Origin of the sequence: Halobaculum sp. XH14 (assembly GCF_032116555.1) — an archaeon.
Lineage (GTDB): Archaea > Halobacteriota > Halobacteria > Halobacteriales > Haloferacaceae > Halorarum > Halorarum halobium.
The window spans coordinates 1,976,712-1,991,183 of sequence record NZ_CP134949.1 but is presented as its reverse complement, the minus strand read 5'-3'; the positions used below and the strand labels follow the sequence as shown (position 1 = coordinate 1,991,183).

Genomic DNA, 14,472 nt, shown 5'->3' with positions numbered 1-14,472 from the left:
CGGCCGCGACCGGTAACTACTCGGTCTCCGACTCGGTTTCGGCGTCGGCGGCGCCGTCACCCTCGTCGACGGCCTGATCGGCCGACTGCACGGAGTCGTCCGCGTTCGCGTTCGAGATGATCTCGTCGGCGGACTTGATGCTGTCGTCGATGTCGCCGGACTTCACGGCCTCGGCCTCCTGTTCGAGCGCCTCGGTGTCCATCTCGGCGGCCTCGTCGATCTGGCCGAGGATCTCCTCGATGTCGTCGAGCCCGAGCATCTCGCGGGTCTCCTCGTCGAACTCCAGCGAGTCGAGCCCGGCCGAGTCCTGCACGTCGGAGCCGGTCAGCTGCTTGCCGTAGCGGCCGACGAGCGAGGTGAGCTCCTGGGGGAGCACGAACGTCGTGGAGTCGCCCTGGCCGATGTCGACGAGCGCTTCCATCCCCTTGTCGATGATGGCGCGCTCGCCCATCGACTCGGCGGACTTCGCGCGAAGTACCGTCGAGATGGCGTCGCCCTGCGCCTCGAGGATCTGGCTCTGCTTTTCACCCTGCGCGCGGATGATGTTCGACTGCTTTTCACCCTCCGCGGACTCGACGGCGGAGCGCCGCTCACCCTGCGCCTCGAGGATCATGGCGCGGCGGCGACGCTCGGCGGAGGTCTGCTGCTCCATCGCCTGCTGGACGTCCTTCGAGGGGTTGACCTCGCGGACCTCGACGGACTCGACGCGGATCCCCCACTCGTCGGTGGGCTCGTCGAGCTCCTTCCGGATGCGCGCGTTGATCTCCTGGCGCTTGTTGAGCGTGTCGTCGAGCTCCATGTCGCCCAGCACCGCGCGCAGCGTCGTCTGCGCGAGGTTGGAGACGGCCGTCTTGTAGTCCTCGACCTCGAGGAACGCCTTCTTCGCGTCCATCACCTTGATGTAGACGACCGCGTCGGCGGTGACCGGCGAGTTGTCGCGGGTGATCGCCTCCTGGCGCGGCACGTCGAGCGTCTGTGTCCGCATGTCGAAGGTGTACGTCCGCGAGACGAACGGCGGGACGACGTTGATTCCCGGTTCGAGCAGCTGTCGGTACTCGCCGAACACCGTGAGCGCCTGCTTCTCGTAGGCGTCGACGATGACGATCGCCTGATACAGCGCCACGACGACCACGAGCAGGAACAACAGCCCGAGGAACGCCGCGGTCAGCCCGGCGAACTGTAAGGGAAGCGGGACCATGTCGGAGGCTTCTCGCCTCGCGGCTTAAGCGTTCGGCTCCCTACTCCCGTTCCCGCTCCCGTTCCGGCTCGATCTCGTGGTTTTCCTCGCCGCCGACTGCGCCACCCTCGTCCCCCCCGGAACCGCCGTTCGTTCCGCCCTCGACGTCCGCGGACTCGCGCTGGTGCTCTCGACCCCGCGCGAGTTCGCGGTCGATGTCGTCCATCCCGCCCGCCAGCGACTCGACGGTGACGACGTTGCCGCCGCCGGGGTCGACCACCATCACCTCGGTGCCTTCCGGAATCTCGCCCTCGACCGATCGCGCGGAGTAGTACGGGCTGAAGCCGCCGCCGTCGAGCTTGATCTCCCCGCCGGTCGGCGTCACCGTCTCGGTCACGCGGCCGGTAGAGCCGCGGAGCGAGTCGGAGTCGGACGTCTGCTGTTGACCCTTCCCGCCGTAGATGTCGAGTTCGCGGTAGCCGTAGAACGCGAGCGAGCCGAAGAGGATGACGAGCAGGCCGAGGACGAACGGGCTGGCCAGGACGGTTGCGAACGGGCCAAGGAGCAGGCCGACCAGTCCGGCGGCGAGCAGGGCGACGCCGACGACGATGAGGTGTGCGCCCGGCGCGAGCGCTTCGAGGATGGAGATGACGAGTCCCGAGGCGACGAGCAACAGCGGCAGGGTGTCGGGCCCCAGGACGTCTAACTGCAGGACCATACCCGGGTGTTAGGGGGCGGGTACTAAAGCGTGGCCGCGACGAACACGAGCAGCGTCCCGAGGACGCCCACCGTGACGAACAGCGCGTTCTCGACGGACACGTGTTCGGGTTCGATCGGGTCGGTTTCGGGGCCGACGATGCCGTCCTCGTCGACGTCATCGAGCGCGAAGCGCCACCCCTCGTCGTCGGCCTCGCCGTCGTCACCGAACTCGTCGCTCATGCGGACCAGTTCGTGGCGGGGCGGTAAATGGGTAACGGGACCTGCGACCTCCGGACTCGGTTCGGACTCGAGTATTGCTCGCCCGACGGAGACGTCGCTCCGACCCCGTCCGGCTCCCTGCGTCACCGGCTCCCTGCGTCACCGGCTCCCTGCGTCACCGGCCGCCTGCGTCAGCGTCGCCTCGCGTGTGCGATGACGTTGCCCTCGTAGACGACGCCGCGCTCGGCGTCGAGCGTCACGGTGGTTCCGTCGTCGACGTCCGGGGGAAGCTGCGCGCCCGAGATCATCGGGATCCCACGCTCGCGGGCGACGAGCGCCGGATAGCCGGTCATTCCCGGGCGGGCGTCGACGATGCCGCCGAGTTTCCCGGTGTCGCCCTCGAACTCGGCGTCGAACTCCGAGGGGAGGACGGCGATACCGCCCTCCGGGAACGCGGAGAGGTCGCCGTCGCCGACGCGCCGGACCGGTCCCGCGACGCGGCCGCTGACGACGGCCCGCCCGGCCGCGACGGTCTCGGCGGCGACGTGGAGCTTCAGCGTGTTCGTCGTGTTCGTCCCCTCCAGTTCGGTCATCATCCCCGAGAGCACGACGAGCGTGTCGCCCGATTCGGCCGCCTCGGCGTCGAGCGCGGCCGACACCGCCGAGTCCATGACGGCGTCGATGCCGCCCGAGTAGTCGGCGTACATCGCCCGGACGCCCCACGAGAGCGCGAGTTGCCGGCGGACCCTGTCGCTCGGCGTCGTCGCCACGACCGGCACGCCGGGGCGGAACTTGGCGGTCTTGCGCGCGGTGTAGCCCGACTCGGAAGCCGCGACGACCGCGGCGGCCTCCGTGTCGCGGGCGAGATACCGCGCCGAGCGAGCGAGCGCCTCGGTCCGGGAGTCGGCGTCCGCCAGCGGCACGCGCCCCTCCCGGGTCTCGGCGTACTCGTCGCTGCGTTCCACCTGGCGGACGATGCGGTCCATCGTCTCCACGACCCGAACGGGGTGGTCGCCGATGGCGGTCTCCCCGGAAAGCATCACGGCGTCGGTACCGTCGAGCACGGCGTTCGCGACGTCGGAAGCCTCCGCCCGTGTCGGTCGCCGCGAGTGGACCATCGAGTCGAGCATCTCGGTCGCGGTGATGACGGGAGTGCCCGACTCGACGCAGCCCCGGATGATGCGCTTTTGAATCATCGGAACGTCCTCGAGCGGGCACTCGACCCCGAGGTCGCCGCGGGCGACCATCACGCCGTAGGCGGGGTCGATGATGCCCTCGAGGTTCTCGACCGCGCCGGCCCGCTCGATCTTCGCCACGATGGGAACGTCCTCCGCGCCGCGCTCCTCCAGCGCCTCGCTCACCGTGTAGACGTCCTCCCCGTCACGGACGAACGACGCGGCGACGAAGTCGACCTCCTTCTCGGCGGCGAGATCGAGTTCGGCCTCGTCCCGTTCGGTGATGGTGTCGAGTCCCAGTTCCACGCCGGGAACGTTGACGCCCTTTCGGGAGGCGAGTTCGCCGCCCGACACGACCGTCGCCTCGACCGCCCCGTCGTCGTCGATCCCCTCGACGGTCGTCTCGATGCGACCGTCATCGAGCAGCACGGTGTCCCCGGCCTCGACGGCCGTGATGGAGTAGCTGAGTCCGACCTCCTCGGGCGTCGCGTCCTCACCTTCGACGAACCGGATCCGGGAACCGGTCTCCAGCCGGATCGGTTCGTCGAGTTCGGCGGTCCGGACCTCGGGACCCTGGAGGTCGAGCATCGCGGCGAGCGGGTCCGCGGTCGCGTCGTCGACCGCGCGGATGGTGTCGATGAGGTTCCCCCGGTCGGCGGTAGTGCCGTGGCTGGCGTTGAGACGCGCAACCGACATCCCGGCGTCGGCGAGCGCCCGCACCGTCCCGCGGTCGTCGGAGGCCGGGCCGAGCGTGCAGACGATCTTGGCGCGGCGCATGGTCATGTTCTAGCCCCTTTGCGGGACGGTTGATAAAGGTGCGACGATGGGAGTCGAAACCGAGTGAATTCTGCGCATCCGCGTGTGGTGGCGGCTTCGCTCCGACCGTCAACACCACACCTAACGGCTGGAAAGTCCCACCCGGCGGATGGTCGGGCCCGCGCCGCTACTGGACACCCGCCGGGACCACGCCGGGGTGTCGATCGGTCGTTCGTTTGGCGGATGACGACCGTTCGTCGCCGTCGGAACTCCGACCTACGCTCCGTCCGGGAGACGGGCGAGCACGTCGTCGGTCGTGGCCACGTCGGCGAACTCGCCGGCGAGGTGGGCCAGCGCCGTTCTGTGGACGGTGTCGGCGTCGAAGCGTTCGCCGTCGAGCGAGCGTTCGTGCGCGGCGGTCGCGTCCGAGACGACCGTGGGGGCGAAGCCCAGGTTCTCGGCCATCCGGGTCGTCGTCGAGACGCAGTGGTCCGTCGTCAGGCCGACGACGACCAGTTCCCCGTGGCCGGCCCCGCGGAGTTCGGCTTCGAGGTCGGTGCCGATGAACCCCGAGTTGACGTGCTTGACGAACTCGCGCTCGCCGTCTTCCGGTGCCAGGTCGGGTTTGAACGCGAAGCCGTCGTCGTCGCCCCGGAGCGGCGAGTCCGGCTCCGTCGAGTCGTGCCGGACGTGGAACACGCCGCCGCCGCGCTCGCGCCAGGCGTCGAGCAGTCGGCGGGCGTTCGCCTCCGCGTCGGGGTTGTTTCGCTCGCCCCAGCCCGGTTCGTCGAAGCCGACCTGAAAGTCGATCAACAGCAGGGCAGGCAGCGCGGTCACGGCCGGCCCCCGTCGGTCGCCACGCGCGGGTCGTCCATCGCGGTCACCTCGGGAGTCACCGTCAGCGGACACTCCTCGGGGAACTGGGACTCGTCGTCGAAAAAGAGGTACTGCCGCCACTCGCGGTCGCCCTCCACGCCCCAGTCGCCCAGGTCCGCGTGGGGGCAGACGCCGTCGTACTCGCCGAGCCGTCCCTGGATGACCTCCCGCGCGTGCCGGCCCGCCTCGGTGTCATGTGTCAGTCCGTCGAACAGCGAGCGCGGCTGGAACGTGATCTCGAGGCCGACCGGCGAGAATCGGCTCATACGCTCGTCGTAGAACGGCGCGCGCGAGGTCGGGAACAGCGGCTCCCCGCCGAAGCAGAACTCCCAGCGCGCGTCGTCGGGGTCGGTCGGGATGTCGTCGGGCCACGGCTCCGGGTCGTTGACGTGGAGGAACTGCAGGACGTGCCAGAGCGCCTCGTGCCAGTCCGCCTCAGCGAACGCCCCCTCTGGCGGCGCGAAGAACGCCACCAGCGGCGCGAGGTCGGCGTGCTCGTCGTACGCGTCGAGGTACTCCAGCATCGCGTCCCGGAGGTCGAACAGCGCATCGGGGGCCGTGAGCGACGGGACCGCGGTGAACAGCAGGTCGCCGCGCTGGACCGCGTTCGTGCCGAAGTGACACGGGAACGGGGACCCGTTTCGTTCGCCGGTCAGCCCGTCGGTGAACGTCTCGAAGTGCCGACGGGCCCACGCCGGCGACCCGGACCGCACGACGCGCTCGGCCATCGTCGACTGGTCGAGCAGCGACGACAGCCCCGGTTCGTTCATACTGTCCGATACGTTCCGGGTACGATGTGTCTTTCGCACGGGTCGCGGGACCGACCGTTCATCCACTTTGGAGGGGGACGAGGCGGCGTTTCACTTCGGTCGGGAACGTGCTCGGTGGCCCCCACGTGTACACGCGTCGGCCGCGTGGTACGACAGGTATTTCCACGGTGGAACGCTTATATATCAACTGGTGACCACCGTCACCGTCTCACCACATACATCACCCCCGGGAGGGGATTCACATGGACGATTCAGCCAAATACCTCATCCACGCGCGAATCACCGCGGACGGCGTCGTCGAACGGAGCGACGTCGTCGGCGCGGTGTTCGGCCAGACGGAGGGCCTGCTCGGGGACGAACTCGATCTCCGGGACCTCCAGCAGTCCTCCAAGGTCGGTCGCATCGACGTCCACGTCGGCTCCGAGAACGGTCAGAGCTTCGGACAGATCACCATCTCCTCGAGCCTCGACAGGGTCGAGACCGCCATCCTCGCCGCGAGCCTCGAATCGATCACCCGCGTCGGGCCCTGCGAGGCCCGAATCGAGGTGCGGACCATCGAGGACATGCGCGCGGCAAAGCGCCGCGAGGTCGTCGACCGGGCCAAGGAACTGCTCGCCGACTCCTTCGACGAGTCGATCATGGACTCGGCCGAAATTCTCGAGGAGGTGCGGGAGGCCCAGCGGGTCGAACGCATCGACGAGTACGAGGGGCTGCCGGCCGGTCCCCGCGTCCGTGACTCCGACGCCATCATCGTCGTCGAGGGCCGTTCCGACGTGCTCACGCTCCTGCAGTTCGGCATCAAGAACGCGGTCGCGGTCGAGGGGACGAACGTCCCCGACGCGGTGGCGGACCTCTCGGCAGAACGAACCGTCACGGCGTTTCTCGACGGCGACCGCGGCGGGAAGCTCATCCTCCGCGAACTGGCCCAGGTCGGGGACGTGGACTACGTCGCGTTCGCCCCGGCAGGCCGGTCGGTCGAGGACCTGCCGCGCCGCGACGTGATGGCCGCGCTCAGGGAGAAGGTCCCGTTCGACACGGTCGACCTGGAGGAGTACCGCTTCGATCCCACGACGGGCGACCTGCCGTCCGAACCGGACTCGACCGTCAGTCCGGGCACGGACCGGAGCTCCGGGTCGGAGTCGAACTCGGTGGCCGCGACCGACGGGAGCGCCCACCCCGCCCCCGACACGGACTCCACGAGGGCCGGGACGGAGAGTCCAGAGACGACGAGGGGGCCCGACGGTCCAGACCCCCCGCAAACGTCGGGAGCGGAACCGGAGCCGGAGTCAGCGTCGGATCCGGAGTCGGAGCAGGGAGGGGAACCGGAGCCGGCGGCGGACCCGGACCCGGAATCGACACCCGACGGTGCGGCGTCGAGCGCGGCGACGGCCGACGCGGGCCCGACCGACGACACGCCGCGGACGCTCAAGGACCACGTGCGGGAGGTGATCGGCGACGGCTCGAACCGGGCTCGCGTGCTCGACGGTGAGTACGGCGTCGTGGCGGAAGTCCCCGCGGCTGAGGCGTTCGACGCGCTCTCGGACGCCGACGAGCGGCCGGTGACGCTCGTGCTCGACGGCGAACTCACCCAGCGAGTGCTCGACGTGGCTGCCCAGCGGGGAGTCGAACGGATCGTCGCGGAGAGCGAGGGCGAGTACGTGAAGCGCCCGACGTCGGTCCGGGTGCTCACCGCCGACGCGCTGTTGCAGTAGTTCGGGACCGGACTCACTCTAGCAACGACGTTCCGGTCATCGCGGCCGGTTTCTCCACGCCGACCAGTTCGAGCAGCGTCGGCGCGATGTCGACGAGCGACCCACCCTGGCGGACCCGCCGGGCCGGTCCGTCCGAACGCGCGGAATCGGGCGCGACGTGGACGAACGGCACCGGCGCGAACGTGTGTGCGGTGTGTGGGTTCTCCGGGGTCCCCATGTCGTCTGCGTTGCCGTGGTCGGCGGTGACGAGCAAGTGACCGCCAGCCGCGCGGACGCCCTCGACGAGCCGACCGAGTTCGCGGTCGACCGCCTCGACGGCCTCGACCGCCGCGTCGAAGTCGCCGGTGTGTCCGACCATGTCCGGGTTCGCGTAGTTGAGCACGAGCACGTCCGGGTCGTCGCGTTCTATCACCGACAGCGCCGTGTCGGTCACCTCGACGGCGCTCATCTCGGGGCGCATGTCGTAGGTCGGCACGTCCGGCGACTCGACGATCTCGCGGCGCTCGCCCGGGAACTCCACCTCGCGCCCGCCGTTGAGGAAGTAGGTGACGTGGGCGTACTTCTCGGACTCCGCGATGCGAAGTTGGGTGAGCCCGGCCTCCGAGAGCACTTCCCCCAGCGTGTCCTCGGGCTGCTGGGGCGGGAAGGCGACCGACAGCCCGAACGTCGCGTCGTACTCGGTCATCGTCGTGACGTGGACGTCCGGCGGGTCGGTCGCCACGCCGTCGGCTTCCCAGTCCGCCGGGCGGATGTCGGCGAGCATCCGGGTGAGCTGTCTGGCGCGGTCCGCCCGGAAGTTGAAGAACACGACCGCGTCCCCGTCGGCGAGCGCCGGCCCGCCCGCGACGAGCGTCGGCTCCAGGAACTCGTCCGTGTCGCCGCGCTCGTAGCTCTCCTCCACCCCCCCGACGGCGGTGGGAGTCTCGTGGTCGGCCTCGCGGTTCACGATGGCGTCGTAGGCCCGCTTCGTCCGCTCCCAGTTCCGATCGCGATCCATCGCGTAGTAGCGGCCCGACACGGTGGCGACGTCGCCGGTTCCGTGCTGAGCGACGACCGGTTCGAGGTCGGCGAGAAAGCCCGCGCTCGACTTCGGCGCGGTGTCGCGCCCGTCGGTGAACGCGTGGGTGACGGCATCGACGCCGCGCTCGGCGGCGGCCTCGATCAGCGCGGCGAGGTGTGCCCGATCGGAGTGGACCCCGCCGTCGCTGACTAGCCCCGTGAAGTGGACGCGGCCGCCGGCGTCGGCGGCGTGGTCGAGCGCGGCCGCGATGGCCTCGTTCTCGGCGAACGCGCCGGACTCGATGGCGTCGTTGATCCGCGTGTACTCCTGGTAGACGGTCCGCCCCGCCCCGACGTTGACGTGACCGACCTCGCTGTTGCCCATCTGGTCGTCCGGCAGGCCGACGTCCCGGCCGTACGCGGTGAGGGTTCCGAACGCGCCGGTCTCCCTGAGCCGGTCGAAGGTGGGCGTCTCGGCGGTGCGAACGGCGTCGCGGTGCTGGGGGGACTCCTCGGCGGAGAGGCCCCAGCCGTCGAGGATCACGAGCGCGGCCTTCATGGGAACCAACTGCTTCCCGTCGCCCATCACTCCGTCGGTTGCCGCCATCGCCCGGCTCCGGTTCGTCGCCGCGCCACGCCGATGGACCTTTCATCCGGGAGCGGAAATCGAGCGGGTACCTCAGGGGGGAGCCGACCGTGGAACTTACGCGACGGAAGCTGCTGGTGGGGGGAACGGCGGGAGCGGCGGCCATCGGCGCCGGCGTGCTGCTCTCGGGAACGGGCACGTCCGAGGCGCCCGAGACGGAGGCGATGGACGCCGAGCGGGAGCGCCGGCTTGCCGACCGGTTCGCGCCCGACCTGCACTTCGGCGCGGGCGAGGCGTGGTACCCGACGGATCCGCGACGCTACGCGTCCGAGACCGACGACGGCCGGACCGTCGTCACCGGGTTCGACGCGTTCGACGGCTACGCGAGGGAGCTCTCCGAATCCGGGTCGCCGCCGGCACCGACGTCGTTCTATCAGGGCCGGACGTACGCCGGAACCGACCTCGGCGTCGTGCAGTTCTGGTTCTACTCGGCGTTCGACCAGTTCTCGGTGAACTTCCACTGGCACGACTGGGAGGTGCTCCACGTCTTCTTCGACCTGGAACGCGACGAGCCCGTCCTGTTCGTCGCGAGCTCCCACTCGCGGAAGGTGCCCAACAACGAGTTCCTCGACCCCGACCTCGACCGGCCGGCGATCATCTCGGAGGTCGGCAGCCACTCCAGCGCGCTGGGGGTGAACGCGGACAGGGAGACGTTCCAGCGCTTCCCGCTCGACGGCGGCATCGCCGACATCACGAACAGCGTGCTCGACCTGGTGGACATCCCGGCGGCCTACGGCCTGCCCCGCGACGAGGGCATCCCGCTCCCGTACGCCGTCCCGGAGCTCGACGGGACCCCGGTGTACGACCTGCCGGAGCTGCCGAACGTCACGCGCGAGCACCTGGTTCCCGGCGAGTTGACCGTCGACTCGTTCGACGAGTACGACTCGCCGCCCTCGGAGCTCCCGACCCGCGAGGACGGCCTGCACCTCCGCCCCGAACGCCACCCGGAGGCCGACGCCGCGGACGGCACCTACGCCCTCGTCCACGTCGGGGAGGTGAGCCACGTCGAGGCGTTCACCGGCCCACAGTTGAGCTTCCAGTTCGCCGTCCCGGGGTTCGCCGAGGACGCCGTCGCCTCACACCTCACCTCGGTGGGTACGCCGTGGACCCAGCCGCGGTTCGAGAACCCGGCGGCGGACGTGACCGACCCGATCCACAGGGACGCGCTCACCGAGCGCTACGATCTCGATCTCACCGGGACGCTCGGGAACGTCGTCGGCGCCGTCCGCGAGGCGACCGAGTCGACGCAAGCGCCCGGCAGCAACGGCGTCGACACCCGGAGCCCGCGCACGGAGGGCGTCGCGCGGCTTGAGTCGGATCCGGTCGCCGTCCCGACCTGGGGCGGCGTGGCCGCGTTCCGGGACGTCCCGGCCGGCGACCACCGGCTCACGGTGAACGCGCCCGGCGTCGCGCCCTACGCAGAGACGTTCGAACGCGGGGACGAGGGCGGAACGACGGCCGCGGGTGCCGACGGCGCGCTCGTCCTCGCCCCCAACGAGGACGCGGTGAAGGTACGGGCCGGCGGCGGGTCCGGCGACCCCACCGTTGCGGCGGTCACCGTCGAGGACGACTTCGCCGGGGCCGTCTACGCCGGCAGCCCGCCGAAAGACGAGGACGGCGGCTTCGGCCTGTACGTCCACCGGGCCGGCGCGTTCACGGCGGAGGTGACCGACCGGAACGGCGACGTCGGCGCGTTCCGGGTGAACCCGGACGCGGACCAGGCGACCGCCACGGTCGAGGACCTGCGGACCGGCAAGGCGGCGCTCGTCGACTTTCTCGACACGCTCCTCTCGGAGACGCTGGTGCAGGCGGTCGCGGTCGCGGAGGACGGCATCGACGCCATCGACGGGGCCGCGGCGCCCGACGACACCGCCGAGCGGACGACCGAGGCGGCCACCGACGCCGTCGAGGGCGCGCTCTCGACGGTCGAGATGCTGACGAACGGGACCGTCGGCGGTGACGGCGTGTCGAACGACACGGACGGCGACGACCTGCTGAACGAGACCGACGGCGACGATTTGCTCAACGGGACGGAGGACGACGGGATCCTCAACGGGACGGACGGCGACGATCTTCCGAACGACACCGACGGCGACGAACTCCTGAACGGAACGACCGACGACGCGGTCGACGGGACGGACGTCGCAGACGCGACCGAGGCGGTGACGACCGACACGAGCGACGTCGTGACGAGCGTCTCGGACGCGGGCGAGGACGTCGTTCGAACCGCAGAAGAGACGACCGCCGGAGAGACGACCGCCGAAGGGACGGCCGAGAGTTTGCTCAACGGGACGGAGAGCGACGGCGGCGTGCTCGACGACCTGAACTACCGGGGCGAGGACGGTCCGTTCCGGGAGGACACCCCGACCGACGGATCCGAGACCGAAACGAGTCCGGGCACCGGAACGACGAGCACCGGAGACGGTGGCGACGGGAGTGACGGAACCGAAAACGACGGGAGTGACGGAACCGAGGACGGCGGGAGTGACGGAACCGAGGACGGCGGTAGCGACGCCGGAGGCGGTCCGTTCGGCGGTTTCGTGGACCTGCTCGGCGCGCTCCGGGAGGCAACCACACGTGCGGCCCGCGCCGCCGCGGCGGCGGAGAACGGCGACGGGGAGGAGGCCGACCGGCAGCTCCGCGAGCTTCGGTCGGCGCTCTCTGCCGTTCTGGACGCCGTCGAACGAACTGGCGATGATCTGCCCGGAAACTTCGGGACGCTCGTGGAACGCCGCGTGGCACAGGCGGACCGCCGGATCGCACAGGCGCTCGACGCCGAAACCTAGCTCGACGACCGGTCCGGCTCCTCGGGCTCGTGCGGGCTGCTGGAGCCGTCGTCGGGGTCGACGGCGAGGTACTTCGCGAACAGGTCCGCGACCCGCGTGTAGGCGTCGACGACGTTCTCCCGGTCGCCGAAGCCGTGCGGCTCGCCGTCGTAGCGGCGGAACTCGTACCGCTTGCCGTGCTTGTCGAGTTCATCGCAGAGCTGTTCGGACTGGCTGATCGGAACGCGGGCGTCGTCCTCGCCGTGGAGGACGAGCAGCGGGTCCTCGATGTCCGGGACCGTGCGGATGGGCGAGGCGTCGCGGTAGTTTTCGACGTCGGTCGAGAGGTCGCCGAGTTCGCGCTTCATCAGCTGCCAGCCGACGTCGTCGGTGTCGTCGACGAACGTCTCGTAGTCGTAGACGCCGTAGAACGCTGCGCCCGCGCGGAACCGGTCCGAGTTGCCGAGCGCGTTCACCGTCATCAGCCCGCCGCCGGAGCCGCCGTAGATGCCCGCGCGGTCGCCATCGGCCGCGTCGTAGGCCGCCGCGGCCGCGTCCGCGGCACCGATCACGTCCTCGAGGTCGCCCCCGCCCCAGTCGCGGTCGTTCGCCATCCGGAACTCGCGGCCGTACGCGTCGCTGCCGCGGTAGTTCGGGAGGACGACGCAGTAGCCGAGCGCGGCGAAGTACGCAGCGCGGTGGTCGAAGCGGAAGCGGTCGAAGGAGGTCGGTCCTCCGTGGGCCTTCACGAGCACCGGGACGGAGTCGTCCCCGGACTCGGGACCCGGCGGGTAGACGACCGCCTGGACGTCCCGGTCGCCCGACTGGTAGGTGATGGTCTCCGGGGTCGGGATTCGAGCGCCGAAGTCGGGCGCGGCTGTCGGGGTCACCCGCTCGCCCGCGCTCGCGTTCCGGACGGTCGGCGGCCGGTGTGGCGTGTCGCGGACCGTGATCACGTCGCCGTCGAGCCACCGGGGCGCGGTGTGGAACGCGCGCTCGTCGGTGAGGACGTCGCTGAAGCCGTCGCGGTCGAGCACGTGGACGTTCGCGGCGGCGTCCTCGGTGACGGTGACCGCGAGCGACTTCCCGGACGGGCTCCAGGCGGGGTCGGCGACCTCCGCACCCTCGACCGCGTACAGTTCCTCCGGCTCCACCCTTCCGTCGCCATCGTCGATATCGTCGCCGTCGTCGTCGCTGCCGCCGTCGCGGGCCGCGCTCTCACCGTCAAGTACCGCGACCGCGTCGAATCCCGATGCGTCGTGGACGAACGCCACCTCGTCGCTCCCGGGTCGCGGGCGGACGTTCTGGACGCGGACGCCATCGGGGCCGAACAGTTCCGTCACGCCGTCGCGGTCCGCGCGGACCAGCGCCGCCTCGTAGTCGAACAGGTCCCGGTGGCGCGCTCGCACTGCGTAGACGGTGCCGTCCTCGGCGAATCGGGGGTCCTGATAGAGGAACTCGTCGTCCGCGAGCGCCTCGACGCGGGAGCCGTCGGCCGCGACGAGCGCGAGCGAGGCGCGCGAGAACCGGTTCGTCACGACCGCGAGTTCCTCGCCGTCGGGGCCGTACGCGAGGCCGAGGTCCGGTTCGTCGGCCGTCGTGAGCGCGGTTACCTCGCCGGTGTCGACGTCGACCGTCGAGAGCGACCCGTCGGCGTCGACGAACGCGACCTCGCCGCCGTCGGGGTGCCAGTCGAACCACGCGGGGTCGCCGCGGCCGTAGCGCTGGGCCGTGATCCCCTCGCTCGTCAGTCGCGTGTCGGTCTCGCCGTCCCAGCACCAGAGGTCGATCCGCCCCTCGCGGGACTTCGCGTAGGCCACCGAGTCGCCGTCGGGCGAGGGGGCCGCCTGGACGACCGCGTCGGCGCTCGCCATCGCCGCGAGCAGGTCGTCCGCGCTCGTGTCGCGCATGTCGCGTCGGTACATGTTCCGAGGAACGGCGGCCAGGACGCTTGTATCTCCGGGTACCGGAACGGTGGCGGTCACTCGCCTGCACCGGACGGCGGCCAGAGGCTTTCCATCCGAATCGCCGGCCTGACCTCTCCGAATTCCCGCGCCTCTTCCCGACTAAACCACCTGGCGCGCGACGTTCGCGCGGAGCGCGGCCGCTCGTGCGAGGGACGAGCACCGCAGGCCGGAGGTCGAGACGCGCAGGAGGCTGCTCACGCGAGCGGAGTCGTTCGAAAATCGAAGAGTTTCGTGATGCCGTCGGATTCCGACGGAATCCGACCGCTGACGGGGAACCGTCGGTTTCCCGTACTGACGAAAGACGCCCTGGCGTCTTTCGAACCACGAGGGTGAGTTCCGAGGAGCGTGCTCCGAGGGAAGGGAGGGTGAGGTGCTGTGCGGCGGGTGGGACTGAAAGGGGCCGCGGCGTTCACGGGTGCTTGCGCCCGTGAATTCAGGAGAGCGTGCTCTCCCGTAAGTCGGCGCAGGCGCGGACCGACAACCACCGCAGGCGAGCGCAGCGAGCCGAGTGACGAGGAGCGTGGTTCGAAAGGCGCGAGCGCCTTTCGTCATCACGAAACTCTTCGATTTTCGAACGACAGCGGCCGCACCGAGTCGAGCGCCGCGGGGGCTTTCGAGGTGGCCGAACCGACCGCGATCAAACACGTAAGCCGAGAACCGCGGGGGCTTTCGAGACGATTGACACAGAGACCGAACGGACACGAAACCCGA

Annotated in this window: 10 protein-coding genes; 2 read left to right on the top strand and 8 right to left on the bottom strand. The window is 70.3% G+C overall.

What is annotated here, in order from left to right:
• Positions 1-16 precede the first annotated feature (16 nt).
• The 6 genes from RJT50_RS10135 to RJT50_RS10110 all read right to left on the bottom strand — a co-directional run bounded on the left by RJT50_RS10135 (position 17) and on the right by RJT50_RS10110 (position 5,672).
• Positions 17-1,198 carry an SPFH domain-containing protein gene (locus RJT50_RS10135; protein ID WP_313691156.1) on the bottom strand — a complete coding sequence of 394 codons (1,182 nt, stop codon included), beginning with the start codon at positions 1,196-1,198 and terminating at the stop codon, positions 17-19.
• A 40-nt stretch (positions 1,199-1,238) separates the two neighbouring features.
• Positions 1,239-1,895, bottom strand: coding sequence for an NfeD family protein (locus tag RJT50_RS10130; RefSeq protein WP_313691155.1), 657 nt, complete (start codon positions 1,893-1,895; stop codon positions 1,239-1,241).
• Positions 1,896-1,918: 23 nt separating this feature from the next.
• The gene (locus RJT50_RS10125) at positions 1,919-2,116 is read right to left on the bottom strand and encodes a DUF7312 domain-containing protein (protein ID WP_313691154.1); all 198 of its coding nucleotides are present in this window, start codon (positions 2,114-2,116) and stop codon (positions 1,919-1,921) included.
• Positions 2,117-2,286: 170 nt separating this feature from the next.
• Positions 2,287-4,047 carry a pyruvate kinase gene (pyk, locus tag RJT50_RS10120; RefSeq protein WP_313695968.1) on the bottom strand — a complete coding sequence of 587 codons (1,761 nt, stop codon included), beginning with the start codon at positions 4,045-4,047 and terminating at the stop codon, positions 2,287-2,289.
• 255 nt (positions 4,048-4,302) lie between these two features.
• Entirely contained in the window at positions 4,303-4,863 is a 561-nt protein-coding gene (locus tag RJT50_RS10115) for a cysteine hydrolase family protein (RefSeq protein WP_313691152.1), read from the bottom strand.
• Entirely contained in the window at positions 4,860-5,672 is an 813-nt protein-coding gene (locus tag RJT50_RS10110; protein ID WP_313691151.1) for a YqcI/YcgG family protein, read from the bottom strand. The genes RJT50_RS10115 and RJT50_RS10110 overlap by 4 nt, the downstream gene beginning before the upstream one ends.
• A gap of 242 nt (positions 5,673-5,914) precedes the next feature.
• On the opposite strand from RJT50_RS10110, the gene dnaG reads away from it, so the two are divergent.
• Positions 5,915-7,384, top strand: coding sequence for a DNA primase DnaG (dnaG, locus tag RJT50_RS10105; protein WP_313691149.1), 1,470 nt, complete (start codon positions 5,915-5,917; stop codon positions 7,382-7,384).
• Positions 7,385-7,397: 13 nt separating this feature from the next.
• On the opposite strand, the gene gpmI is transcribed toward dnaG, so the two are convergent.
• Entirely contained in the window at positions 7,398-8,942 is a 1,545-nt protein-coding gene (gpmI, locus tag RJT50_RS10100; protein WP_313695967.1) for a 2,3-bisphosphoglycerate-independent phosphoglycerate mutase, read from the bottom strand.
• Between the two features lie 137 nt (positions 8,943-9,079).
• Here gpmI and RJT50_RS10095 point away from each other — a divergent pair, with 137 nt between their 5' ends.
• Positions 9,080-11,815: an autotransporter outer membrane beta-barrel domain-containing protein gene (locus RJT50_RS10095; RefSeq protein ID WP_313691147.1), complete on the top strand. Its 2,736-nt coding sequence runs from the start codon at positions 9,080-9,082 to the stop codon at positions 11,813-11,815.
• On the opposite strand, the gene RJT50_RS10090 is transcribed toward RJT50_RS10095, so the two are convergent.
• Positions 11,812-13,719 carry a S9 family peptidase gene (locus tag RJT50_RS10090; RefSeq protein WP_313691146.1) on the bottom strand — a complete coding sequence of 636 codons (1,908 nt, stop codon included), beginning with the start codon at positions 13,717-13,719 and terminating at the stop codon, positions 11,812-11,814. The genes RJT50_RS10095 and RJT50_RS10090 overlap by 4 nt on opposite strands.
• Positions 13,720-14,472: the final 753 nt, after the last annotated feature.

What these genes read in the sequence shown, in the direction of transcription:
- RJT50_RS10135 (WP_313691156.1), bottom strand. Translation starts at nt 1,198, where the DNA reads ATGGTCCCGCTTCCCTTACAGTTCGCCGGGCTGACCGCGGCGTTCCTC.
- pyk (WP_313695968.1), bottom strand. Translation starts at nt 4,047, where the DNA reads ATGCGCCGCGCCAAGATCGTCTGCACGCTCGGCCCGGCCTCCGACGAC.
- dnaG (WP_313691149.1), top strand. Translation starts at nt 5,915, where the DNA reads ATGGACGATTCAGCCAAATACCTCATCCACGCGCGAATCACCGCGGAC.
- RJT50_RS10130 (WP_313691155.1), bottom strand. Translation starts at nt 1,895, where the DNA reads ATGGTCCTGCAGTTAGACGTCCTGGGGCCCGACACCCTGCCGCTGTTG.
- RJT50_RS10110 (WP_313691151.1), bottom strand. Translation starts at nt 5,672, where the DNA reads ATGAACGAACCGGGGCTGTCGTCGCTGCTCGACCAGTCGACGATGGCC.
- gpmI (WP_313695967.1), bottom strand. Translation starts at nt 8,942, where the DNA reads ATGAAGGCCGCGCTCGTGATCCTCGACGGCTGGGGCCTCTCCGCCGAG.
- RJT50_RS10125 (WP_313691154.1), bottom strand. Translation starts at nt 2,116, where the DNA reads ATGAGCGACGAGTTCGGTGACGACGGCGAGGCCGACGACGAGGGGTGG.
- RJT50_RS10090 (WP_313691146.1), bottom strand. Translation starts at nt 13,719, where the DNA reads ATGTACCGACGCGACATGCGCGACACGAGCGCGGACGACCTGCTCGCG.